Consider the following 21,468-nt stretch of genomic DNA (forward strand, 5'->3'; position numbering starts at 1 on the left):
AAAAAAAAATAGAAATCTTAAAGACTATGAAGCACATGAAAAGAAAAAGATGAGTGGTATTTCTAAAATAATTAGTACACTTATTGTGCTTCTATTACTTGGTGGATTGGTGTTTGCAGTTTTTGCTTTTGTAGATAATTCAAACAGAGTCAATGAACGTTTAAATAATCAGTCAACGGAAGAACATAAAGATAAGAAAGATAAAAATACTAAAAGTGATAAAAAGAATGAAGAAGGTACGCAAGAAAATACAACAAGTGAAAACAATACAAATAATAGTAAAGAAAATAAATTAGATAACGTAAAAAATCCAAATGTCACTGATAACTATTCTAATGAGCAAAATAATTCAATAAAAGTACAACCTACTAATCAAGGTAAAACAGCACAAACGCAGCAATCTTCTAAAGAAACATCTACAAAACAACCTAATACAAATCAAATTCAAAGTACTCAACAAAAAGAAAACGCACCAACTCAAGAAAAAGAAAACGCACCGACTCAAGAAAAAGCAACGCAAGAAGAAACAGATAAATCAACTAAAAATACTCAGTCAAGTCAATCTTCTCGTTCTAATGCTTCAACTGAAACATCACAACATAAGTCAAGTAACAATGACACAACTACTACACAAGAACGAGCTAATACAAATCAATCATCCCAAACACAAAAATCAACGATGCAACCATCTACTGCCGAACCTAAAACACAATCATCTAGTTCAACTACTTCAGAATCAAAAAATAATACCCAACAATCTCAAAGATTTTCAAACGAAGAATAAAAAAAGACCTAGGTATATACACATTTTACCATGTGTGTATCTCTAGGTTTTTTTAAAATATCCAGTTAAGCAAGAATGTTAAGATAATTGAAAGAACAATCGATATAAAAATAGAAGAGAAACAACCAAAAGGACAACCACAACCATAGTGATATCGTATTGTATTGTGATGTTCAGAAATATCTCGATATTCTTGTTCTCTTTTAAAATAGTTATCATCTTTATATCTATTATCAGAAGGATCTAAAACTTCTACATCCTTATTGTCTTTATATTTCAAAGTGCTTCCTCCTATCTAGTTAATGTTTAAATTATAATTCATCATTTTTGAAAAACCTATAAGGTTAACTCTATTGCATTTACTATACCCTATTTTAAATATTTAACAGATTATTTAAAATAATAAAGGTTTTCACTTGCTTTTTTATAACGACAATAGTAGTATTGCAATTGTAAAGAGGTTGAATTTTGTCCCACCTGGGACAAAAAAAGTCAAACCCCCTCTAACTCTCGATTACCTTTTGAGAAAAATAGGAGGAAGGTAGTAGTGAAAGACCTGATTAAACTACAACAAAAGTTGGTTCCTGACTTAGTTGATAAAATGTATCGACGTTTCTCTATCTTAACGACAATTTCAAATAATGAACCTGTTGGGCGTAGAAGTTTAAGCGAACATATGGATATTACAGAAAGAGTCTTAAGAACAGAAACAGATATATTAAAAAAGCAAAATCTTATACAAGTAAAATCAACTGGTATGGAAATCACTGAAGAAGGTACAAAAGTACTTAATCAATTAAGCGATTACTTTAAAGTGTATAAAGATGATAATCATTACGCTAAACATATTAAGTCCAACTTTGGAATTAAAGAAGTATATGTCATACCTGGAAATGCTGACATGCATGAAGAAGTTAAGTCTGAGATGGGTAGACAAGCAGGTCATTTACTAGAAGATATATTGTATGAAGATGCAATTGTGTCAGTGACAGGCGGATCAACAATGGCTAATGTTAGCCGAGCAATGCATTTATTACCATTTAATGTGTTTTTTGTTCCGGCACGTGGTGGTCTTGGTGAAAATATGGTTTATCAAGCAAATACAATTGCAGCAAGTATGGCACAACAAAGTGGTGGGTATTATACTACCCTATATGTACCAGATAATGTAAGCGAATCAACATATAATACATTACTGATGGAACCATCAGTTGTGCACACATTAGAAAAGATTAAACAAGCAAATATAACAATACACGGTATTGGTGATGCGCTGAAGATGGCGCATCGTAGACAATCATCTGATGAGGTGATTGAAAGACTTCAACATCATCAAGCCGTCGGAGAAGCTTTCGGATATTATTTTGACGCTCAAGGTCATGTAGTTCAAAAAGTAAAAACTATTGGATTACAACTTGAAGATTTAGAAAGCAAAGAATTTATATATGCTGTTGCTGGCGGCATGTCTAAGGGAGAAGCTATCAAAGCATATCTCAGTATTGCTCCCAAAAATACAATATTAATTACTGATGAAGCAGCAGCTAAAGTAATACTAAATAAGGAATAAAAAGTTATTTAACTTTTTAAATATCATTTTAAAGGAGGCCATTATAATGGCAGTAAAAGTAGCAATTAATGGTTTTGGTAGAATTGGTCGTTTAGCATTCAGAAGAATTCAAGACGTAGAAGGTATTGAAGTAGTTGCAGTAAACGACTTAACAGACGACGAAATGTTAGCTCATTTATTAAAATATGACACTATGCAAGGTCGCTTTAACGGAGACGTAGAAGTTGTTGAAGGTGGTTTCCGTGTAAATGGTAAAGAAGTTAAATCTTTTGAAGAACCAGATGCAAGTAAATTACCATGGGGCGATTTAGATATCGACGTAGTATTAGAATGTACTGGTTTCTATACAGAAAAAGAAAAAGCTGAAGCACACATTAATGCAGGAGCTAAAAAAGTATTAATTTCTGCTCCAGCTAAAGGTGATGTTAAAACTATCGTATTTAACACAAACCACAAAGATTTAGACGGATCTGAAACAGTAGTATCAGGTGCTTCATGTACTACAAACTCATTAGCACCAGTTGCTAAAGTTTTAAATGACGAATTTGGTATTGTTGAAGGTTTAATGACAACTATTCACGCTTACACTGGCGACCAAATGACTCAAGATGGTCCACACAAAAAAGGTGACAAACGTCGTGCACGTGCAGCAGCACAAAACATCGTACCTAACTCAACAGGTGCAGCTAAAGCTATCGGTAAAGTAATTCCTGAAATCGATGGTAAATTAGATGGTGGAGCACAACGTGTACCAGTAGCTACTGGTTCATTAACTGAAGTAACAGTTGTATTAGAAAAAGAAGTAACAGTTGAAGATGTTAACAAAGCAATGAAAAATGCTGCTGACGAATCATTCGGTTACACTGAAGATGAAATCGTATCATCAGATATTGTTGGTATGAACTTTGGTTCATTATTCGATGCAACTCAAACTCGTGTCATCTCAGTTGGCGACAAACAATTAGTTAAAGTAGCTGCTTGGTATGACAACGAAATGTCTTATACTTCTCAATTAGTACGTACTTTAGAATATTTAGCTGAATTAACTAAATAATTTCGTAGCCTAGTTTAATAAAAACTTGTGCTCAGTACACTTATATAAAATGTTGAATTAAGTTAGCTTATGAGTAAGCGGGGAGCACTAACGCTTCTCCGCTTATTTTTATATTAATAATTCCTATTTAAAGGAGGAAATTATAATGGCAAAAAAAATTGTTTCTGATTTAGACTTAAAAGGGAAAGTTGTACTTGAACGTGCTGATTTTAATGTACCTTTAAAAAACGGTGAAATTACAAATGATAACCGTATTGTTCAAGCTTTACCAACAATTAAATATATTTTAGAACAAGGCGGTAAATTAGTATTGTTCTCTCATTTAGGTAAAGTTAAAGAAGAAAGTGATAAAAAAGAGTTAACTTTAAAACCAGTAGCGGATTCATTAACTGAAAAATTAGGCAAAGAAGTTGTGTTTATTCCAGAAACACGCGGTGAAAAATTAGAATCTGCAATTAAAAATTTAAATGAAGGCGATGTATTATTAGTTGAAAATACTCGTTTTGAAGATTTAGATGGTAAAAAAGAATCTAAAAATGATCCTGAATTAGGTAAGTATTGGGCATCATTAGGTGATGTGTTTGTAAATGATGCATTTGGTACTGCACACCGTGAACATGCTTCAAATGTTGGTATTTCTACTCATCTAGAAACAGCTGCAGGCTACCTAATGGAAAAAGAAATTAAATTTATCGGTGGTGTGGTAAATGATCCACATAAACCAGTTGTGGCTATTTTAGGTGGTGCTAAAGTATCTGACAAAATTGGTGTTATTAAAAATTTAGTGAATATCGCTGATAAAATCATTATTGGTGGCGGTATGGCATATACATTTTTAAAAGCACAAGGTAAAGAAATTGGTCTATCTTTATTAGAAGAAGATAAAATTGACTTTGCTAAAGAACTTTTAGAAAAAAATGGCGATCAAATTGTATTACCTGTTGATTGTAAAGTAGCTAAAGAATTTTCAAATGATGCTAAAATCACTGAAGTGTCTATTGATGAAATTCCAAGTGATCAAGAAGCAATGGATATTGGACCAAAAACAATCGAGTTATTTACTAAAGAATTACAAGGTGCTCACACAGTAGTATGGAACGGACCTATGGGTGTATTTGAATTTAGTAATTTTGCTAAAGGTACAATCGGTGTATGTAAAGCAATTGCTAACTTAGAAGATGCAATCACAATTATCGGCGGCGGTGATTCAGCAGCGGCTGCAATTTCACTAGGATTTGAAGATGATTTCACTCATATTTCAACTGGTGGCGGTGCTTCATTAGAATACCTTGAAGGTAAAGAATTACCTGGTATCAAAGCAATTAACGATAAATAATATTTATTTGAATAATAAAAATGTTTCTTTTATGATTTTCATGGGAAAACAATAAAAGAACGTAAATATTTATAATTAAGTTTAAATTTATTAATAATAGGAGTGTCAATAATGAGAAAACCAATCATAGCTGGTAACTGGAAAATGAATAAAACAGTTCAAGAAGCTAAAGACTTTGTAAACAATTTACCTACATTACCTGATGAAAAGGAAGTTGAATCAGTAATTTGTGCGCCAACAATTCAATTAGATGCATTAATCTCTCTAGTGAATGATGGCAAAGCAAAAGGATTAAAAATTGGTGCTCAAAACACTTATTTTGAAGATAATGGTGCATATACAGGAGAAACTTCTCCAGTAGCATTAGCTGATTTAGGTGTTAAATATGTCGTTATTGGACATTCAGAACGTCGTGAATTATTCCATGAAACAGATGAAGATGTAAATAAAAAAGCACATGCAGTATTTAATCATGGAATGACACCAATTATTTGTGTTGGTGAAACAGATGAAGAAAGAGAAAATGGCAAAGCTAACGAAGTAGTAAGCAACCAAGTAAAAGAAGCAGTAAAAGGCTTGTCAGAAGATCAACTTAAAGAAGTTGTTATTGCTTATGAACCAATTTGGGCAATCGGTACTGGTAAATCAGCTACTTCAGAAGATGCAAATGAAATGTGTGCACAAGTACGTAAAACAGTAGCAGACGTGTCTAGTCAAGATGTAGCTGATGCGACTCGTATTCAATATGGTGGTAGTGTGAAACCAAATAATGTTAAAGAATATATGGCTCAATCAGATATCGATGGTGCATTAGTTGGTGGCGCATCACTTAAAGTAGATGATTTTGTACAATTGTTAGAAGGTGCTAAATAATTATGGCTAAACAACCAACAGCATTAATTATTTTAGACGGTTTTGCTAACCGTGAAAGTGAACATGGTAATGCAGTAAAACAAGCGCATAAACCCAATTTCGATCGTTATTACAACAAATATCCTACGACTCAAATTGAAGCAAGTGGTTTAGATGTTGGCCTTCCCGAAGGTCAAATGGGTAACTCTGAAGTAGGTCATATGAATATAGGTGCAGGTCGTATTGTCTATCAAAGTTTAACTCGTATTAATAAATCCATTGAAGATGGTGATTTCTACGAAAATGAAGTGTTAGGTAAAGCAGCTCAACACGTTAAAGATCACGATTCAGCATTACATGTATTTGGTTTACTTTCAGATGGCGGTGTTCACAGTCATTACAAACATTTATTTGCATTATTAGAACTTGCTAAACAAAAAGGTTTAGATAAAGTGTATGTACATGCATTTTTAGATGGTCGTGATGTAGATCAAAAATCAGCAATTAAATATATTGAAGAAACAGAAGCTAAATTCAAAGAACTTGGTGTAGGTCAATTTGCATCGATTTCAGGTCGTTATTACGCTATGGACCGTGATAAACGTTGGGATCGTGAAGAAAAAGCTTATAATGCTATTCGCAATTTCGAAGGACCTTCTTATGCGAGCGCTAAAGAAGGTGTAGAAGCGAATTATGAAAATGACGTTACAGATGAATTTGTTGAACCTTTCATAGTTGAAGGACAAAATGAAGGTGTTCAAGATGGTGATGCTGTTATCTTCTTCAATTTCCGTCCTGATAGAGCAGCACAATTATCTGAAATATTTACAAATAAAGCATTTGACGGCTTTAAAGTTGAGCGTGTAAATGATTTATTCTATGCAACATTTACTAAATATAATGATAATGTTGATGCAGAAGTCGTATTTGAAAAAGTTGATTTAACGAATACAATTGGTGAAGTTGCTCAAAATAATAATTTAAAACAATTACGTATTGCAGAAACTGAAAAATACCCACATGTTACTTATTTCATGAGTGGTGGACGTAATGAAGAATTTGAAGGTGAACGTCGTTGCTTAATCGATTCACCTAAAGTTGCTACGTATGATTTAAAACCTGAAATGAGTGCATACGAAGTTAAAGATACATTGTTAGAAGAGTTAGACAAAGGTGATTTAGATTTAATTATTTTAAACTTTGCTAACCCTGACATGGTAGGTCATAGTGGTATGCTTGAACCAACAATCAAAGCAATTGAAGCAGTAGATGAATGTTTAGGTGAAGTGGTTGATAAAATTTTAGATATGAATGGCTATGCAATAATTACAGCTGACCATGGTAACTCAGATCAAGTTTTAACTGATGATGATCAACCTATGACTACTCATACTACAAACCCAGTTCCAGTAATTGTTACTAAAGAAGATGTAACATTACGTGAAACTGGTCGTTTAGGTGACTTAGCACCTACATTACTAGACTTATTAAATGTTGAACAACCGTCAGACATGACAGGTGAATCTTTAATTAAGCATTAGTAAAGTTGTAAATACTAAGATGATTTAATATTATTCTTTAATATTAAGTCATCTTAGTATAAATATTTTATTAAATAACAAAAAATAGTTATAATAATTAAGGAATCTAAATTTAAAGGAGATTATTTATTATGCCAATTATTACAGATGTTTATGCTCGCGAAGTATTAGACTCACGTGGTAACCCAACAGTTGAAGTTGAAGTATTAACTGAAAGTGGTGCTTTTGGTCGTGCTTTAGTACCTTCAGGTGCTTCTACTGGTGAACACGAAGCAGTTGAATTACGTGATGGAGATAAATCACGTTATAGCGGTAAAGGCGTTACAAAAGCTGTTGAAAATGTAAACGAAATTATCGCTCCAGAAATCGTTGAAGGTGAATTTTCAGTTTTAGATCAAGTATCAATTGATAAAATGATGATTCAATTAGACGGAACACCTAACAAAGGTAAATTAGGTGCAAACGCTATTTTAGGTGTATCTATTGCCGTTGCACGCGCAGCAGCTGACTTATTAGGTCAACCATTATACAAATATTTCGGTGGATTTAACGGTAAACAATTACCAGTCCCAATGATGAATATTGTTAACGGTGGTTCTCACTCAGATGCACCAATTGCATTCCAAGAATTCATGATTTTACCAACTGGTGCTGAATCATTTAAAGAAGCATTACGTTGGGGTGCTGAAATTTTCCATAACTTAAAATCAATTTTAAGTGAACGTGGATTAGAAACTGCTGTAGGTGACGAAGGTGGTTTCGCTCCAAGATTTGACGGTACTGAAGATGCAGTTGAAACAATCATTAAAGCGATTGAAAAAGCTGGTTACAAACCAGGTGAAGATGTATTCTTAGGATTTGACTGTGCTTCATCTGAATTCTATGAAAATGATGTATATGACTACACTAAATTCGAAGGTGAACATGGTGCGAAACGTAGCGCAGCTGAACAAGTTGACTACTTAGAAGAATTAATTAGTAAATATCCAATCATTACAATTGAAGATGGTATGGATGAAAATGACTGGGACGGTTGGAAACAATTAACTGATCGTATCGGGGATAAAGTTCAATTAGTAGGTGACGATTTATTCGTAACTAATACTGAAATTCTTTCTAGAGGTATTGAACAAGGTATTGGTAACTCAATCTTAATCAAAGTAAACCAAATTGGTACATTAACTGAAACATTTGATGCTATTGAAATGGCTCAAAAAGCTGGTTACACTGCAGTAGTATCTCACCGTTCTGGTGAAACTGAAGATACAACAATTGCTGATATCGCAGTAGCAACAAATGCTGGTCAAATTAAAACTGGTTCATTATCAAGAACAGATCGTATTGCGAAATATAATCAATTACTACGTATTGAAGATGAATTATTTGAAACAGCAAAATTTGACGGAATTAAATCTTTCTACAATTTAGATAAATAATTTTAGCACTATACTAAAATCAATAGAGTTCACGCGTTTGCCTGTCATAGAGTTGAGACTATGACAGGCTTTTTTTAATATAAAACTTTAAATAATAGTATAGAAGTGTAAGATTTAACTTCATTGATGAAACTGATATAATAATCTTGTAATTGAAAGAAGGAGAATTGAAGATGGATCAACAACTTAATCAGTCAAATAAAAGAGAACGTATTACTGGTCAATTGATTGGATATAGTTCGCTTGTATTTTGTATATTATTAATTATCCATAATTTTATTGCTTTAGATGCTCGCACTGCTAAAACACTGTTAACACTAGCACATCAAAAAGCGTCAAGCAGTGCAGTAGATAATATTTTAAATAGTTTTAGATATACAGGTATTATGTATATTCTTGCATATTTAGCTGGAGTGATTGCTTTATGGAATCGACATAAATATCTTTGGTGGTTTATGTTTGCCGTATATGTATCAAATGTATTATTTACACTTGTCAACTTAACAATGGTGTTAAATGCTATTATTGAAACAAAATCGGTTTTATTTATTTTACCTATTTTAATCGTCGTGATTGGTTCAGCAATATTAGCCATATATATGTTAATTATTTCAATTGTACGTAAAAGTACATTTAATCGATAGTATTTGATAACTATATTAAGAATATGTTATAATTCGGAACGTATATAATGAACGGAGGACAATTTTCATGCATACATTATTTATGGTCTTATTAATTATTGATTGTATTGCATTAATTACTGTTGTATTACTCCAAGAAAGTAAAAGTAATGGACTTTCGGGTGCGATTAGCGGGGGCGCTGAACAGTTATTTGGTAAGCAAAAACAACGTGGCGTCGATTTATTCTTGCATAGATTAACAATTGTGTTAGCCATCATTTTCTTTTTAATAATGATTGGAATAAGTTATTTTGGTTTATAAGGTCCGACGATATCAATGTCGGGCTTTTTTATTTATAATAGAGTTAACACATTTTATAAAGAAATCATTATTTTAATATAATCATCAATGCATATTTTTAAGCTATTCAGGGAATAAAATAGATTGATTATATAATGAATGCAGTCTATTAGTACAAAATAAAAAAAGTAATCATATTATAATTTTTGTTAGAGAGGGATAAAAAATGCAAATTAAGTTACCTCAACCTTTCTTTTTCCAAGAAGGTAAAAGAGCAGTCTTACTCCTACATGGATTCACAGGTAATTCCTCAGATGTAAGACAACTTGGTAGATTTTTACAAAAAAAAGGTTATACTTCTTATGCGCCACAGTATGAAGGTCATGCTGCACCGCCAGAAGAAATATTAAAGTCTAGTCCATATGTATGGTTTAAAGATGTACTTGATGGCTATGATTATCTTGTAGAACAAGGTTATGAAGACATAGCGGTAGCTGGATTGTCATTAGGCGGCGTATTTGCATTGAAGTTAAGTTTAAACCGTCCTGTAAAAGGTATCATAACAATGTGTGCACCTGCCGAAGTAAAAACAGAAGGTACAATCTATGAAGGTTTTTTAGAATATGCACGTAATTTTAAAAAATACGAAGGTAAAGATCAAGCAACGATTGATAAAGAAATGGAAGATTTTCATCCTACTGAAACACTCAAAGAACTTAGTGATACGTTAAGTCGTGTGCGTAATGATGTAGATGAAGTCTTAGATCCCATTTTAGTAGTTCAAGCTGAAAAAGATGAAATGATTGATCCTCAGTCAGCAAATTATATATACGAAAATGTAGATTCAGATGAAAAACAAATTAAATGGTATGCAAATTCAGGACATGTCATTACAATTGATAAAGAAAAAGAGCAAGTGTTTGAAGATGTATATGCGTTTTTAGAAGGATTAGACTGGTCTGAATAAATCATAAAAATAATTGATTAAAGAAAGGAGGGGCATGATGAATTTAAAGCAATCCATTGAAGATATTGTAAAACAACCTGATTATGAACCGATGTCTGTATCAGACTTTCAAGATGCTTTAGGTCTTAGTAGTGCCGACTCATTTAGAGAATTAATAAAGGTGCTCGTTGAACTTGAACAAGCAGGATTGGTAGAGCGAACAAAGACAGATCGCTATCAACGTAAAGTATCAAATAAGAATTTAAGTTCAAAATTAATAAGAGGTACTTTAAGTCAAAATAAAAAAGGCTTTGCTTTTTTACGCCCAGAAAACGAAGAACTTGAAGATATTTTTATTCCACCAACAAAGATTAATCGTGCTTTAGATGGAGATACAGTAATAGTTGAATTACAAAAATCCAGAGGAGAGCATCGTGGAAAAGTTGAAGGTGAAGTAAAATCTATAGAAAAACACTCTGTCACACAAGTGGTAGGTACGTATAGTGAAGCAAAACATTTTGGTTTTGTCATTCCTGACGATAAACGTATTATGCAAGATATATTTATACCTAAAGGACAGAGTCTTGGAGCCGTAGATGGTCATAAAGTACTTGTCCAAATCACAAAATATGCTGATGGCACAGATAATCCAGAAGGACATGTGTCTGCTATTCTAGGTCATAAAAATGACCCAGGAGTAGATATTCTTTCAATTATTTATCAGCATGGAATTGAGATTGAATTTCCTGATGAGGTATTAAAAGAAGCGGAATCAGTCCCTGAAGAAATAAAACCTGAAGAAATTAAGGGACGAAGAGATTTAAGAAACGATCTTACAATTACAATAGATGGTGCAGATGCTAAAGATTTAGACGATGCAATTAGCGTTAAACGTCTAGATAATGGCCATACGGAATTGACAGTAAGTATTGCAGACGTAAGTTATTACGTAAAAGAAGGCTCTGCGCTAGATAAAGAAGCTTATGATAGAGCAACGAGTGTATATTTAGTAGACCGTGTTATTCCAATGATTCCACACCGTTTAAGTAATGGTATCTGTTCATTAAATCCTGAAGTAGATCGTTTAACGTTAAGTTGTCGTATGGAAATAAATGAGCGTGGCGAAGTGGTGAATCATGACATATTTGATAGTGTTATTCATTCAAACTATCGTATGACATATGATGCAGTGAATCAAATTATTACCGAAAAAAATACAGAAGTGCGTCAACAATACAGTGAAATTGTCCCAATGTTAGATTTAGCACAAGATTTATCTAATCGACTTATCCGTATGCGTAAACGTCGTGGTGAAATTGATTTTGATATTAATGAAGCAAAAGTGTTGGTCAATCAAGAAGGACTACCTACAGATGTAATAATGCGAGAACGTGGTGAAGGAGAGCGTTTAATTGAATCATTTATGTTAGCAGCCAATGAAACAGTTGCTGAACATTTTAACAAATTAGAAGTGCCATTTATTTATCGTGTTCATGAACAACCAAAATCAGATCGATTACGCCAGTTCTTCGACTTTATTACTAATTTTGGTATTATGGTTAAAGGCACAGGTGAAGATATTCATCCTTCAACATTACAATCTATCCAAGAAGAAGTTGAAGGTCGTTCTGAGCAAATGGTTATTTCAACAATGATGTTACGTTCGATGCAACAAGCACATTATGATGATACAAATTTAGGTCATTTCGGCTTGTCAGCAGAATATTATACACATTTTACTTCCCCGATTCGTCGTTATCCAGATTTAACTGTTCATCGCTTAATTCGTAAGTATCTTGTCGATCACTCTATGAATCATAAAGAGATGCATAAATGGGAAGAAACATTACCAGAATTAGCAGAACATACATCCCAACGTGAACGTCGCGCAATTGAAGCAGAGAGAGATACAGATGAGTTGAAGAAAGCAGAGTATATGATTCAACATATTGGTGATGAATTTGAAGGTATTGTAAGCTCTGTTGCCAATTTTGGTATGTTCGTTGAATTACCAAATACAATAGAAGGTATGGTTCATATTTCTAATATGACAGATGATTATTATCAATTTGATGAACGACAAATGGCGTTGATAGGTGAACGACATGCTAAAGTGTTTAGAATTGGTGATGAGGTAAAAGTTAAAGTTACTCATGTAGACGTAGATGAACGCATGATAGATTTCCAAATTGTTGGCATGCCATTACCTAAAAATGATAAATCACAGCGTCCTGCTCGTGGAAAAACGATTCAAGCTAAAACGCGTGGTAAATCTTTAGATAAATCCAAAGATAATCATCATAAAAACAAAAAGAAAAAACGTAAACAACGTAAGGGTAAAAATCAACGTCAACGTGATAAACAAAGCGCAACTAAGCATAAACCTTTTTATAAAGATAAAAATATTAAGAAAAAAGCGTGTCGTAAGAAAAAATAATCAGCAAAGAGGTGACATACATTAATGGCCAAGAAAAAAACAAAATCACCAGGTACGTTGGCTGAAAACCGTAAAGCAAGACATGATTATAATATTGAAGATACCATTGAAGCAGGTATTGCGCTTCAAGGTACAGAAATTAAATCGATTCGACGAGGTAGTGCGAACTTAAAAGATAGTTATGCACAAGTGAAGCGTGGAGAAATGTATATTAATAATATGCATATTGCTCCATACGAAGAAGGAAATCGTTTTAATCATGATCCATTACGATCAAGAAAGCTGTTATTGCATAAAAAAGAGATTATCAAACTCGGCGAACGTACAAGAGAAATTGGATATTCGATTATTCCTTTAAAATTGTATTTAAAACATGGACAATGTAAAGTTTTATTAGGCATAGCTCGTGGTAAAAAACTGCATGATAAACGTCAAGCATTGAAAGATAAAGCAATGAAACGAGATGTTGATCGTGCAATGAAAGCCCGTTATTAAGCATAATTGTTGCTTAATCGGGCTCTATTTGTTATGATAAGTAAAGTTGTTTAAATTAAACTGTATCTTATATTTTATTATATTGCGGGGGCGTTTTTGGATTCGACAGGGGTCCCCCGAGCTTATTAAGCGTGTCGGAGGGTTGTCTCCGTCATCAACACATTCGGTTAAATATAACTGACAAATCAAACAATAATTTAGCAGTAGCTGCGTAATAGCGCTCTGCATCGCCTAACAGCATTTCCTATGTGCTGTTAACGCGATTCAACCCTAATAGGATATGCTAAACACTGCCGTTTGAAGTCTGTTTAGATGAAATTTAATCAAACTAGCATATTGTTGGTTGTCTATTGCTTACCAATATGCGAAATGAATCAATAGACTACACACGTAGAAAGATTTGTATCAGGACCTCTGGACGCGGGTTCGAATCCCGCCGCCTCCATCTCATAGCTTGTAACCCTATTGGTTGCAAGCTTTTTATTTTTATTGCCCCAGTATAGCCCCAAATATGCCCAATAAAAATGCACCCTATAATTAAGATGCAATATTTTTGTATAAAACTATTTCATTTTTATCATTGTGAATTTCAAGGATAATATCATGAATTTTATCATCTTCACTATAAGTATCTTTCATTTCATTATATTTAAAATATTCTAACTGTCTATTTGTTGAGTGATCAATAATTATTATATCTTTTCTTAAATAGTCACATTTTATTTCATAATCTGTTTCATTTATAATATTCCAGTTAAAAATTTTCATTTCATCACCTCATAAATATTTTACAATTTCTTTTTGTGTACTAGGATATAAATGTCCGTAACGTGTACTTATTTCTTCAATAGATAATGTCCTAATCTTTGTGCAATAACCATTAAACTAGTACCGTGATTAATCAAAAGTGACCCATGACTATGACGGATTTCATGAATTACAATTCTAGGAAAATAATTAGTTTAGACGATGTGTTTATGTCGAAAAAGATTATTGTGCGTTGAGAAGAATTTTTAAAAAGGGGCTTTAAATATTTTGGAGTTTTTGTACGTTTGTAAAAAAATCATAGATATTCTAGTTGCTTTAGCAACAGTTTTTGAAGAAAAAACAGCTAAATTATTAGTTAAAATCACAAAGAAAGAGAAAAAATAGAATACGGCATTTATATCTAGAAATTTATTGTACATTGAGAAATATACTTAACTAAATTTGTAAATTAATGTCTACATAGCGTGAGCTATTAAGTAGACCATTTGATAATAATTGGGTTTGTTAAGAATTCTGAGATTCAATGTCAGTAAAGTAATTAGGAGGTTTGATTTATAAATGTATCGCTATGATATTACACATATTATTGCTCTGATTTTGAATATATTTTTTATAATATTTATGCCATTAACTTTTAAATATGGGAATGTATATATAACGATTATCTGGATAATACTTGGAGCGATAAATGCAATTTATATTTATCGTAAGAATACAAAAATGAAAAAAGATCAAAGCAACAAAAAATAGTTGAGATAAAGCAAATAATAGGTTTTGGTTAATCTAATTTTTTATTAGTTTTGGGAATTACATATAAAAGTAAGATACAAAGAATTATGCTTTGTATTATGATAGACCATAGTAATATATTTTCTCTCTTGATTATCAGAAAAAATATATCTAAAGCTATAGGGATTATAGAGAAGTAAAGACTATAACTGAAAAAATGTTTTATATACTTTCCACAAATGATTTGTCCTTTGTCCCAGTTATGTTGAGTTTTTATTGATTTTTTTGTTCTAAATCCGTAGAAGCGGTTTATCTTTTTAGGTGGGTTTTTAATAATTAAATTTCCTAGTAAAATCATAAAAATACTTGAAGGAAATAAAAGCATTTGATAACTTCCTTTTTCATGTTTTTGAAGAGCTTCTTTCTTAATATTATATAGAAATAATGCAAAGAAAAAAATAATGTAAGTATGATGTTAATAAATTAAAGAATGATGAATACTTTTGACTAACACCAGATATAAGTCAGTTAGTCTAGGACAAAATAGAAATAACGAACTTTTATGGTTGGTAAATCAACTGTGGTGATTAAATGTAATGAAATTTTATATTTACATTTATGTGATAAATCATTTCATCTCAAATATACAATGTTTTTAAATTTCTAAATTTCAATTGTTTATTGTAATAACATTAAAACGTTGATATATTAATGTTTGTAACGTTTTTTTTAATATATATTAGGGTAGTTTTAAAGAAAATAATTTATAATTTAATTGTTTGGAGAGAAGTAATGAACAATCAATCAAAATATTTTCATCATGTAGAACATAGGAAATTTCAAAGTAGTTCAAAAGCAACGCTTTGGTCTTCTTTGATTATTACGCTGATTTTTACAATTGTAGAGTTTGTAGGTGGATTATATGCTAATTCACTTGCTTTATTATCAGATTCATTTCATATGTTAAGTGATGTTTTGGCACTAGGGTTGTCTATGCTTGCTATTTATTTTGCAAGTAAGCCTCCAACGAAACATTATACGTATGGATTTTTAAGATTAGAAATTATTGTAGCTTTCTTAAATGGTTTAGCATTAATTGTTATTTCGTTAGGTATTATGTACGAAGGCATTTTGAGAATCATACATCCTGAACCGGTAGCAAGTGGTATCATGATATTTGTAGCTGTATTAGGTCTTATTATAAATATCATTTTAACACTTATTTTATTTAGATCTTTAAGAAAAGAAGATAATGTCAATATTCAAAGTGCATTATGGCATTTTTTCGGAGATTTATTAAATTCAATTGGCGTTATCGTAGCAGTAGTACTTATTCATTTTACTGGATGGGCAATTATTGACCCAATCATTAGTATCATCATTTCTCTTATCATTTTAAATGGTGGTTATAAAATAATTAAAAATGCTTGGAAAGTATTAATGGAGCGTATTCCAGGTGGATATGATTCAGATGAAATTATTAATGCAATGAAAAGCGTTGAAGGCGTTATAGATGTGCATGAGTTTCATTTATGGAGCATCACTACAAACCATAGTTCATTGAGTGCTCATGTTGTTTTAAGTGATGAATATACTAAATGGCCGTATTCAACGGTTAATAAAGTTTCTGAATTGTTGAAAAAAAAATATAATTTAGAACATGTTACACTACAAATTGAAAATATTCATCTTAACCATTTAGACGAAGATTACTTTAAACAATACGAAGAATGATAATTAAATAGGAGTAGAAGCGACGGATAGTAAGAGCGCTTCTACTCCTTATTTTTAGTTTTTATTTATTTTTTTACTATCTACGCGTTCAGAATTGCCTTTAGATTTGTGTGCTTTTGGATTATTCTTTTTATGTGCACTTTCATTTACATCTTTGACTGTATCATTACTATGACTACATGCACCTAATATTAGAAAGCTTGAAAGCGTTAGTAAGGCTAATTTTTTCATTGTCTCATCCCTTTGTTTTAAGTCGTATCATATTTTAGTATGGCATATTAAATGTAATATTCAATAAATATTTATAAGTTTTAAAAAGAAGTCGAAAATAAAAGGTAGAGCCTCAAAACTCTACCTTTTTTATTATTAATTGTTTATTTGGTTTATATTATTATTCGTATTACCGCTTTGTGTATTTTGAGTTGTATTTGATGTGCTATTTTGATTTACATTATTAGTGTTGTTTTTTGTTGTATTAGATTCATTTGTATGATTATATTGAGTACTATTTTGACTATTCTGGGTTTGAGTAGAATTTGTTTGTTTTAAATCATTATTTGCTGAATTCGTCTGATATTGAGATGTGTCTTGTTGGTGTGTTGAAGGTTCTTGGTGTCGTTGTGTAGAATTTTGGTTATTTGTAGTCGCATTATTTTGTTCAGTAGTTGGGTTTTCTTGTTGTGTAGTTGGTGATTCTGATGACTGAATTGAATGTTCTTCTGTGGCGGGTGTGTTTTCTTGAGTGGCAGGAGTGTCCTGAATAGACTCATTTGATGTATCCTTATGATCTTTCTTAGAATTATTATCTTTTTTATTATTATTTTCTTTATTTGTTTTATTATCTTTAGGCTTTTCTTTTTTTACAGGAGTGATGTCACTTTTAGAGGGATTATTACTCTCAATGACTTTATGAATACCCAGTGCAAGCATACTTAATAAGATAATAATAATAGCCATAGCAAGCATTTTTAAGTAATTTTTATTCTTAAAAATAGCAATAATACCAAAAATAATGACTATACATGCGATTAAAAATAAAGTAATGCCTAGATAGAATATAATGTTATCCATAACTGACCTCCATAATTACAACATATCAATCAAATATTACTATAATTATTACATAATAAATATTAATATTTATTTAACATTTTATTATTTTTTTAAAACAATTTAGTTAATAAAATTATTAATATAATAGTGTTATTCATTCGATTTATTGTAAATGTTAATTTCTTCATTTTTAAAATTGATTGAAACATATAACTGGTCATCATATGTATTAATAGGAAGACAGGGTGTATTCAGTTTAAACTCTGATAGAATTTTAAATGAACCATTATTTAAAGGTTCAACTATAGATACATCATTTTCGTTTTGTTGTATAAGTAGATTTCTATTCGTCATATTATTAATTTTCCAATGATTCATGTAAACTCACCTCTATTAAAAATAAAAAGCCTGAAACATACTCAATACATATGTGCAGGCTTTAAAAGTTATATTCATAGTTAAATAAATATATTTATTTAAGACTTTTAAGCAAAGATCCTTGAATAGGAATAACTTGAAAAAATTGGATATTTTTAATTAAAGCTTTGTTCAATTTCAGTAAAAGCTTTATTTGTAACTTTAATATTATCAATTCTATCAGACATAATATTACCATCTAGATAGCCATGATCAATAAGAACTTTACAATTTTCTAAGAAATCGCTATATTTTCTATCGCAAAAATAATCATCTTGAGCTGTAATACTATCTTTAAAATTATTTGCTTCTTCCTCTGTTTGACCACTATTTGAACGTTCCATATATAGCTTATAAAATTTTGCTACTGTATATTTTTGTTCGTTAGTTAATTCGTCCATAGAAACGCCTCCTAAACTCATTACTTATATATACCCAATTTAATTTAATTAAAAAACTAAAAAAACGATATTACATTTATTGAGCTTTTTTAATACCTTGATCTACTGCTTCGGCAAATCTATAAAATGTTCTCGTATAATTTTTGGGGGATCGTCTATTATTTTTATCCAAGTTGTTATGTTTAAAAAACAAAGCTCGTTGGCGAGTCGTCAATTCTAGTTGCACTCCTGTATCTTTTTTATCTCTATTAATAATATTATTATTGGAAAGGGCCTCAATTCCTTTAGGCGTTTTTTGTACTGTAAATCCATGATCAGTTAATGAATGACGTAATGTTTGAACCAATTTTTTATCTTGACCACCTACGTAAACAATGGGTTCATCGCCTGCATATCCGTGAATAGATACTGTTTTTGACGAATGGTTGAGCATATCTAATAATTGAGGTTCATCAAAAACAGTAGAAGTAATATGTAGTTGAGCATTATTATCTGAACGTAGACCTTCAAATGAATAAAAATTATATTGACCAATATTTGAAATACGACGAGCGAGTTCAGTGGTTCCAGGTTCAATACTTCCACCATGAATCGCTGTAATTAAGGTATCGCTGTGCTTACGGTGTTTTGTGATTATTTTCCAATCTTTATTTTTTGTTGTATGTTGTTTTAAATCATTAAAGTTAGCATAGTAATCTAAAGATTGATTTTGTTTTAAATCAAAATGTTTATAAAAGTAAAGAAAGAAAAGAATAAATAATATAATAATAAGAGTTAAAAACATATAATAAAAAAATCGATAATGTAATTTTTTGTTTTTCATAAAAATAAGTTGTTCCTTTAAATATCATTTCTTAGTATAGAAAAGTATAGCGTAACGCCATAGTCTTTAACTATTAGTATTTTTTTACGAGCTTAAGGCGATAGTCATTATTAAAATTATCAACTAAAGCATATGGAGAGATAATCAGTAAACCATGATCATTTATCGTATCTTTACTTACACCGTATTTATATGCTTGATAAATAATTTTAGTACAATATGTAAAACGTTCACTTTTTAAATTAAGTGTAACTAAATAAGTTTTATCACTATTTTTATAATGAGCTTTTGCCCAATCAGCTGCTTTTTGACCTGCATTAGGATATTCACAACGATATACTTTAATCCAATCATTTTTTTTAACGCCAAATCGCTGTTTAAATGATTCGAAAGATTCAGTAATAGGCTTATCGCCGGGTCCTTCAATTTGTAAAACAGTATCATGATCTAAAGCAATACTTGAATGTCCAAAGAAACCAAATAATACCGGACCTTTTGTAAGAATAATGTCACCAGGTTGTAATTTGAAATCATTTCCTTTTCCTGAAGATGAAGAAGTGGAACTTATAGATGCATAAGTATGAGAAGGGAACGCGAAAAATAGTAATGAAATGAAAATAACAAATATAATACGCTTCAATTGAATAGTCTTCAATTTATATCTCCTTAATTGTTTTATAGAGAAATATATAAAAAAGAACAAAATAAGATTGTATTTTGTTCTTTTAAACTCTATTTATAAAATACCAAATATTAGTACATATATCAGTAAAGCAAAACCAAAAATATAAAAGATGACTGTAAAGCCTAAATATGATTCTTTACGTTCTTCTTTTTTAGATTTTAGCAATAACCCTAATATAATTGAAGCAGCAACAACAAATATAATACCCAGCCAAAGTAAAATTGTTAAATGTGTACTCATTTGTAAACCTCCCACATTTTAATTAAAAAAAGTTATATATCAGTGGATATATATAATATAAAAAAATGATTAGATTAGTTAAAAAAATTATTTCGCTTATAAGGTTTTTATCCAAAATAGCGGCAATTAAACTGAATGAAATAGTAAGGCCACATATGATTAAACCAGGTATGAGCCAAAAATAATCATCTAACTTAGGAAAATAGGTGACAGTAATATTAAAACCTAGAAATAAAAGGGTAATCATAATATTAATCCAAAATAATTTATTAATATTCATAGGTAGTGTCACCTCTATAACAATGATGTCTTTTTTATCATCATATCACTTCTTTAAAAGAAAGGTAAAACTTTAATTCTTATTAAAAGAATTACTTCGTAAATTCACAGAAAAAAGCTGGCGATTAAACTAAAATATACTCATCGGCAGTCATAAATATGTATGATTACACTAATAAACATATCAATTAAAAGGGGAAATCAGAAAAGTAAATAGAAGAGTATAAAAGTTCAAAAAATCGTCACATTTACAGAAAGTTAATATCCGCATAGAATGTTTTTAGTGAATAATTAAAAATAAAGTGTTTTAATTATTTTAATAAAATCAATTAAAACATTACAACTTTTATAAAAATCTAACTTACTGATTTGCTTATATAAATAAACATCACTCATTTAGAAATAATAAGATGATAGGAGATACTGAAATGTTGTAATGTGAGGAGGAAAAAATGACATTTTATGATTTTGTTATTGGATTTATTAATGATGATACACCACTAGGAAGTTTAGCAAACTACATTGTAAATGATCATAAATTTCCCAAAAACGAACGCAATAATAAAGAAATTAGAGCATATGTTATGTCAAATTACGTTGATCACCAACTTATCGAAAGCGCTAATCGAGCAATTAGCCTCTATAAATTAATTTGAATTAGGATAGTACCAATTTTGTTGCTTTAGCGCATTCCATATATCTTTAGTTTTAAAGTTTAATTCATTATCTCTAATTGAAAAAGGTTCTATAATTTCTCTATCTAACCACGAATGAATAAGTTCACTAGGAACTCCATCAAGTAACATTTCTGATTTACTTATTACAAAACATTCCCAATCTAATGAGAGGTTATTAGGATTGACATAATTGTATTGATTATGATCATTCATAATGAACGCTCCTTTATTTATAAAACTTATAATTCATTATACCCCTTATAATGAGAATCAAACGAGTAGTAATTAAT

General features: G+C 30.8%; 26 protein-coding genes, 1 other RNA gene and 1 pseudogene. 15 read left to right on the forward strand and 13 right to left on the reverse strand.

What is annotated here, in order from left to right; translation table 11 throughout:
- Nucleotides 1-784, forward strand: a 784-nt coding sequence (locus HMPREF2930_RS05235; protein WP_083313650.1) for a hypothetical protein, incomplete at its 5' end; no start/stop codon positions are given.
- Between the two features lie 52 nt (nt 785-836).
- On the opposite strand, the gene HMPREF2930_RS05240 is transcribed toward HMPREF2930_RS05235, so the two are convergent.
- Nucleotides 837-1,064, reverse strand: coding sequence for a hypothetical protein (locus HMPREF2930_RS05240; RefSeq protein ID WP_017175908.1), 228 nt, complete (start codon nt 1,062-1,064; stop codon nt 837-839).
- Nucleotides 1,065-1,331: 267 nt separating this feature from the next.
- On the opposite strand from HMPREF2930_RS05240, the gene HMPREF2930_RS05245 reads away from it, so the two are divergent.
- The 12 genes from HMPREF2930_RS05245 (at nt 1,332) to ssrA (ending at nt 13,820) form a co-directional block, all read left to right on the forward strand.
- Complete coding sequence (locus tag HMPREF2930_RS05245) at nt 1,332-2,351, forward strand: sugar-binding transcriptional regulator (protein ID WP_017175907.1); 1,020 nt, start codon at nt 1,332-1,334, stop codon at nt 2,349-2,351.
- Nucleotides 2,352-2,397: 46 nt separating this feature from the next.
- A complete protein-coding gene (gap, locus tag HMPREF2930_RS05250; RefSeq protein ID WP_017175906.1) occupies nt 2,398-3,405 on the forward strand; it encodes a type I glyceraldehyde-3-phosphate dehydrogenase in 1,008 nt (335 codons plus the stop codon).
- Between the two features lie 145 nt (nt 3,406-3,550).
- Entirely contained in the window at nt 3,551-4,741 is a 1,191-nt protein-coding gene (pgk, locus tag HMPREF2930_RS05255; RefSeq protein ID WP_017175905.1) for a phosphoglycerate kinase, read from the forward strand.
- A 111-nt stretch (nt 4,742-4,852) separates the two neighbouring features.
- Nucleotides 4,853-5,614: a triose-phosphate isomerase gene (tpiA, locus tag HMPREF2930_RS05260; protein ID WP_017175904.1), complete on the forward strand. Its 762-nt coding sequence runs from the start codon at nt 4,853-4,855 to the stop codon at nt 5,612-5,614.
- Nucleotides 5,615-5,616: 2 nt separating this feature from the next.
- Nucleotides 5,617-7,134, forward strand: coding sequence for a 2,3-bisphosphoglycerate-independent phosphoglycerate mutase (gene gpmI / locus HMPREF2930_RS05265; RefSeq protein ID WP_017175903.1), 1,518 nt, complete (start codon nt 5,617-5,619; stop codon nt 7,132-7,134).
- A 131-nt stretch (nt 7,135-7,265) separates the two neighbouring features.
- Nucleotides 7,266-8,570 carry a surface-displayed alpha-enolase gene (gene eno, locus HMPREF2930_RS05270; protein ID WP_017175902.1) on the forward strand — a complete coding sequence of 435 codons (1,305 nt, stop codon included), beginning with the start codon at nt 7,266-7,268 and terminating at the stop codon, nt 8,568-8,570.
- A 173-nt stretch (nt 8,571-8,743) separates the two neighbouring features.
- Entirely contained in the window at nt 8,744-9,214 is a 471-nt protein-coding gene (locus HMPREF2930_RS05275; RefSeq protein ID WP_017175901.1) for a hypothetical protein, read from the forward strand.
- Between the two features lie 67 nt (nt 9,215-9,281).
- The gene (gene secG, locus HMPREF2930_RS05280; RefSeq protein WP_002448159.1) at nt 9,282-9,515 is read left to right on the forward strand and encodes a preprotein translocase subunit SecG; all 234 of its coding nucleotides are present in this window, start codon (nt 9,282-9,284) and stop codon (nt 9,513-9,515) included.
- Nucleotides 9,516-9,720: 205 nt separating this feature from the next.
- The gene (locus HMPREF2930_RS05285; protein WP_017175900.1) at nt 9,721-10,461 is read left to right on the forward strand and encodes an alpha/beta hydrolase; all 741 of its coding nucleotides are present in this window, start codon (nt 9,721-9,723) and stop codon (nt 10,459-10,461) included.
- Nucleotides 10,462-10,498: 37 nt separating this feature from the next.
- Nucleotides 10,499-12,877, forward strand: coding sequence for a ribonuclease R (gene rnr / locus HMPREF2930_RS05290; RefSeq protein WP_017175899.1), 2,379 nt, complete (start codon nt 10,499-10,501; stop codon nt 12,875-12,877).
- A 24-nt stretch (nt 12,878-12,901) separates the two neighbouring features.
- Nucleotides 12,902-13,372, forward strand: a complete 471-nt coding sequence (gene smpB, locus HMPREF2930_RS05295) for an SsrA-binding protein SmpB (RefSeq protein ID WP_017175898.1) — start codon at nt 12,902-12,904, stop codon at nt 13,370-13,372.
- Nucleotides 13,373-13,458: 86 nt separating this feature from the next.
- Nucleotides 13,459-13,820: a transfer-messenger RNA gene (gene ssrA / locus HMPREF2930_RS05300) on the forward strand.
- Between the two features lie 89 nt (nt 13,821-13,909).
- Here ssrA and HMPREF2930_RS05305 read toward each other — a convergent pair.
- From HMPREF2930_RS05305 to HMPREF2930_RS05315, 3 genes and pseudogenes are all read right to left on the reverse strand, one after another.
- Complete coding sequence (locus HMPREF2930_RS05305) at nt 13,910-14,140, reverse strand: hypothetical protein (protein ID WP_017175897.1); 231 nt, start codon at nt 14,138-14,140, stop codon at nt 13,910-13,912.
- Nucleotides 14,141-14,149: 9 nt separating this feature from the next.
- Nucleotides 14,150-14,325 (reverse strand): annotated as a pseudogene (locus HMPREF2930_RS11410) (tyrosine-type recombinase/integrase); the annotation flags it as partial.
- 593 nt (nt 14,326-14,918) lie between these two features.
- A complete protein-coding gene (locus HMPREF2930_RS05315; protein ID WP_017175894.1) occupies nt 14,919-15,254 on the reverse strand; it encodes an SdpI family protein in 336 nt (111 codons plus the stop codon).
- A 407-nt stretch (nt 15,255-15,661) separates the two neighbouring features.
- On the opposite strand from HMPREF2930_RS05315, the gene HMPREF2930_RS05320 reads away from it, so the two are divergent.
- On the forward strand, nt 15,662-16,603 hold the full coding sequence (locus HMPREF2930_RS05320; RefSeq protein ID WP_037541571.1) for a cation diffusion facilitator family transporter: 942 nt from the start codon (nt 15,662-15,664) through the stop codon (nt 16,601-16,603).
- A gap of 54 nt (nt 16,604-16,657) precedes the next feature.
- On the opposite strand, the gene HMPREF2930_RS11540 is transcribed toward HMPREF2930_RS05320, so the two are convergent.
- The 8 genes from HMPREF2930_RS11540 to tsaA form a co-directional block, all read right to left on the reverse strand.
- Entirely contained in the window at nt 16,658-16,834 is a 177-nt protein-coding gene (locus HMPREF2930_RS11540) for a hypothetical protein (protein WP_002448052.1), read from the reverse strand.
- A 135-nt stretch (nt 16,835-16,969) separates the two neighbouring features.
- Nucleotides 16,970-17,674 carry a hypothetical protein gene (locus tag HMPREF2930_RS05325; protein ID WP_017175892.1) on the reverse strand — a complete coding sequence of 235 codons (705 nt, stop codon included), beginning with the start codon at nt 17,672-17,674 and terminating at the stop codon, nt 16,970-16,972.
- A 132-nt stretch (nt 17,675-17,806) separates the two neighbouring features.
- On the reverse strand, nt 17,807-18,034 hold the full coding sequence (locus HMPREF2930_RS05330; protein ID WP_017175891.1) for a hypothetical protein: 228 nt from the start codon (nt 18,032-18,034) through the stop codon (nt 17,807-17,809).
- A gap of 155 nt (nt 18,035-18,189) precedes the next feature.
- Nucleotides 18,190-18,474: a hypothetical protein gene (locus HMPREF2930_RS05335; protein ID WP_017175890.1), complete on the reverse strand. Its 285-nt coding sequence runs from the start codon at nt 18,472-18,474 to the stop codon at nt 18,190-18,192.
- A gap of 76 nt (nt 18,475-18,550) precedes the next feature.
- Entirely contained in the window at nt 18,551-19,297 is a 747-nt protein-coding gene (locus tag HMPREF2930_RS05340; RefSeq protein ID WP_017175889.1) for a poly-gamma-glutamate hydrolase family protein, read from the reverse strand.
- 73 nt (nt 19,298-19,370) lie between these two features.
- Nucleotides 19,371-19,937: a lipoprotein N-acylation protein LnsA gene (lnsA, locus tag HMPREF2930_RS05345; RefSeq protein ID WP_029376807.1), complete on the reverse strand. Its 567-nt coding sequence runs from the start codon at nt 19,935-19,937 to the stop codon at nt 19,371-19,373.
- A 96-nt stretch (nt 19,938-20,033) separates the two neighbouring features.
- The gene (tsaT, locus tag HMPREF2930_RS05350; protein ID WP_017175887.1) at nt 20,034-20,222 is read right to left on the reverse strand and encodes a type II toxin-antitoxin system toxin TsaT; all 189 of its coding nucleotides are present in this window, start codon (nt 20,220-20,222) and stop codon (nt 20,034-20,036) included.
- Nucleotides 20,223-20,244: 22 nt separating this feature from the next.
- On the reverse strand, nt 20,245-20,502 hold the full coding sequence (tsaA, locus tag HMPREF2930_RS11755) for a type II toxin-antitoxin system antitoxin TsaA (RefSeq protein ID WP_017175886.1): 258 nt from the start codon (nt 20,500-20,502) through the stop codon (nt 20,245-20,247).
- 451 nt (nt 20,503-20,953) lie between these two features.
- On the opposite strand from tsaA, the gene HMPREF2930_RS05360 reads away from it, so the two are divergent.
- Nucleotides 20,954-21,157, forward strand: a complete 204-nt coding sequence (locus HMPREF2930_RS05360) for a sterile alpha motif-like domain-containing protein (RefSeq protein ID WP_017175885.1) — start codon at nt 20,954-20,956, stop codon at nt 21,155-21,157.
- On the opposite strand, the gene HMPREF2930_RS05365 is transcribed toward HMPREF2930_RS05360, so the two are convergent.
- On the reverse strand, nt 21,149-21,391 hold the full coding sequence (locus tag HMPREF2930_RS05365; RefSeq protein ID WP_017175884.1) for a hypothetical protein: 243 nt from the start codon (nt 21,389-21,391) through the stop codon (nt 21,149-21,151). The genes HMPREF2930_RS05360 and HMPREF2930_RS05365 overlap by 9 nt on opposite strands.
- Nucleotides 21,392-21,468 lie beyond the last annotated feature (77 nt).

It is taken from the genome of Staphylococcus sp. HMSC068C09, from assembly GCF_001813735.1.
GTDB classification, from domain to species: domain Bacteria; phylum Bacillota; class Bacilli; order Staphylococcales; family Staphylococcaceae; genus Staphylococcus; species Staphylococcus hominis.

Coding starts and splice junctions, on each gene's coding strand:
- gap (WP_017175906.1), top strand. CDS start 2,398: ATGGCAGTAAAAGTAGCAATTAATGGTTTTGGTAGAATTGGTCGTTTA.
- pgk (WP_017175905.1), top strand. CDS start 3,551: ATGGCAAAAAAAATTGTTTCTGATTTAGACTTAAAAGGGAAAGTTGTA.
- tpiA (WP_017175904.1), top strand. CDS start 4,853: ATGAGAAAACCAATCATAGCTGGTAACTGGAAAATGAATAAAACAGTT.
- gpmI (WP_017175903.1), top strand. CDS start 5,617: ATGGCTAAACAACCAACAGCATTAATTATTTTAGACGGTTTTGCTAAC.
- eno (WP_017175902.1), top strand. CDS start 7,266: ATGCCAATTATTACAGATGTTTATGCTCGCGAAGTATTAGACTCACGT.
- HMPREF2930_RS05275 (WP_017175901.1), top strand. CDS start 8,744: ATGGATCAACAACTTAATCAGTCAAATAAAAGAGAACGTATTACTGGT.
- secG (WP_002448159.1), top strand. CDS start 9,282: ATGCATACATTATTTATGGTCTTATTAATTATTGATTGTATTGCATTA.
- HMPREF2930_RS05285 (WP_017175900.1), top strand. CDS start 9,721: ATGCAAATTAAGTTACCTCAACCTTTCTTTTTCCAAGAAGGTAAAAGA.
- rnr (WP_017175899.1), top strand. CDS start 10,499: ATGAATTTAAAGCAATCCATTGAAGATATTGTAAAACAACCTGATTAT.
- smpB (WP_017175898.1), top strand. CDS start 12,902: ATGGCCAAGAAAAAAACAAAATCACCAGGTACGTTGGCTGAAAACCGT.
- HMPREF2930_RS05305 (WP_017175897.1), bottom strand. CDS start 14,140: ATGAAAATTTTTAACTGGAATATTATAAATGAAACAGATTATGAAATA.
- HMPREF2930_RS05315 (WP_017175894.1), bottom strand. CDS start 15,254: ATGCTTTTATTTCCTTCAAGTATTTTTATGATTTTACTAGGAAATTTA.
- HMPREF2930_RS05320 (WP_037541571.1), top strand. CDS start 15,662: ATGAACAATCAATCAAAATATTTTCATCATGTAGAACATAGGAAATTT.
- HMPREF2930_RS11540 (WP_002448052.1), bottom strand. CDS start 16,834: ATGAAAAAATTAGCCTTACTAACGCTTTCAAGCTTTCTAATATTAGGT.
- HMPREF2930_RS05325 (WP_017175892.1), bottom strand. CDS start 17,674: ATGGATAACATTATATTCTATCTAGGCATTACTTTATTTTTAATCGCA.
- HMPREF2930_RS05330 (WP_017175891.1), bottom strand. CDS start 18,034: ATGAATCATTGGAAAATTAATAATATGACGAATAGAAATCTACTTATA.
- HMPREF2930_RS05335 (WP_017175890.1), bottom strand. CDS start 18,474: ATGGACGAATTAACTAACGAACAAAAATATACAGTAGCAAAATTTTAT.
- HMPREF2930_RS05340 (WP_017175889.1), bottom strand. CDS start 19,297: ATGAAAAACAAAAAATTACATTATCGATTTTTTTATTATATGTTTTTA.
- tsaT (WP_017175887.1), bottom strand. CDS start 20,222: ATGAGTACACATTTAACAATTTTACTTTGGCTGGGTATTATATTTGTT.
- tsaA (WP_017175886.1), bottom strand. CDS start 20,502: ATGAATATTAATAAATTATTTTGGATTAATATTATGATTACCCTTTTA.
- HMPREF2930_RS05360 (WP_017175885.1), top strand. CDS start 20,954: ATGACATTTTATGATTTTGTTATTGGATTTATTAATGATGATACACCA.
- HMPREF2930_RS05365 (WP_017175884.1), bottom strand. CDS start 21,391: ATGAATGATCATAATCAATACAATTATGTCAATCCTAATAACCTCTCA.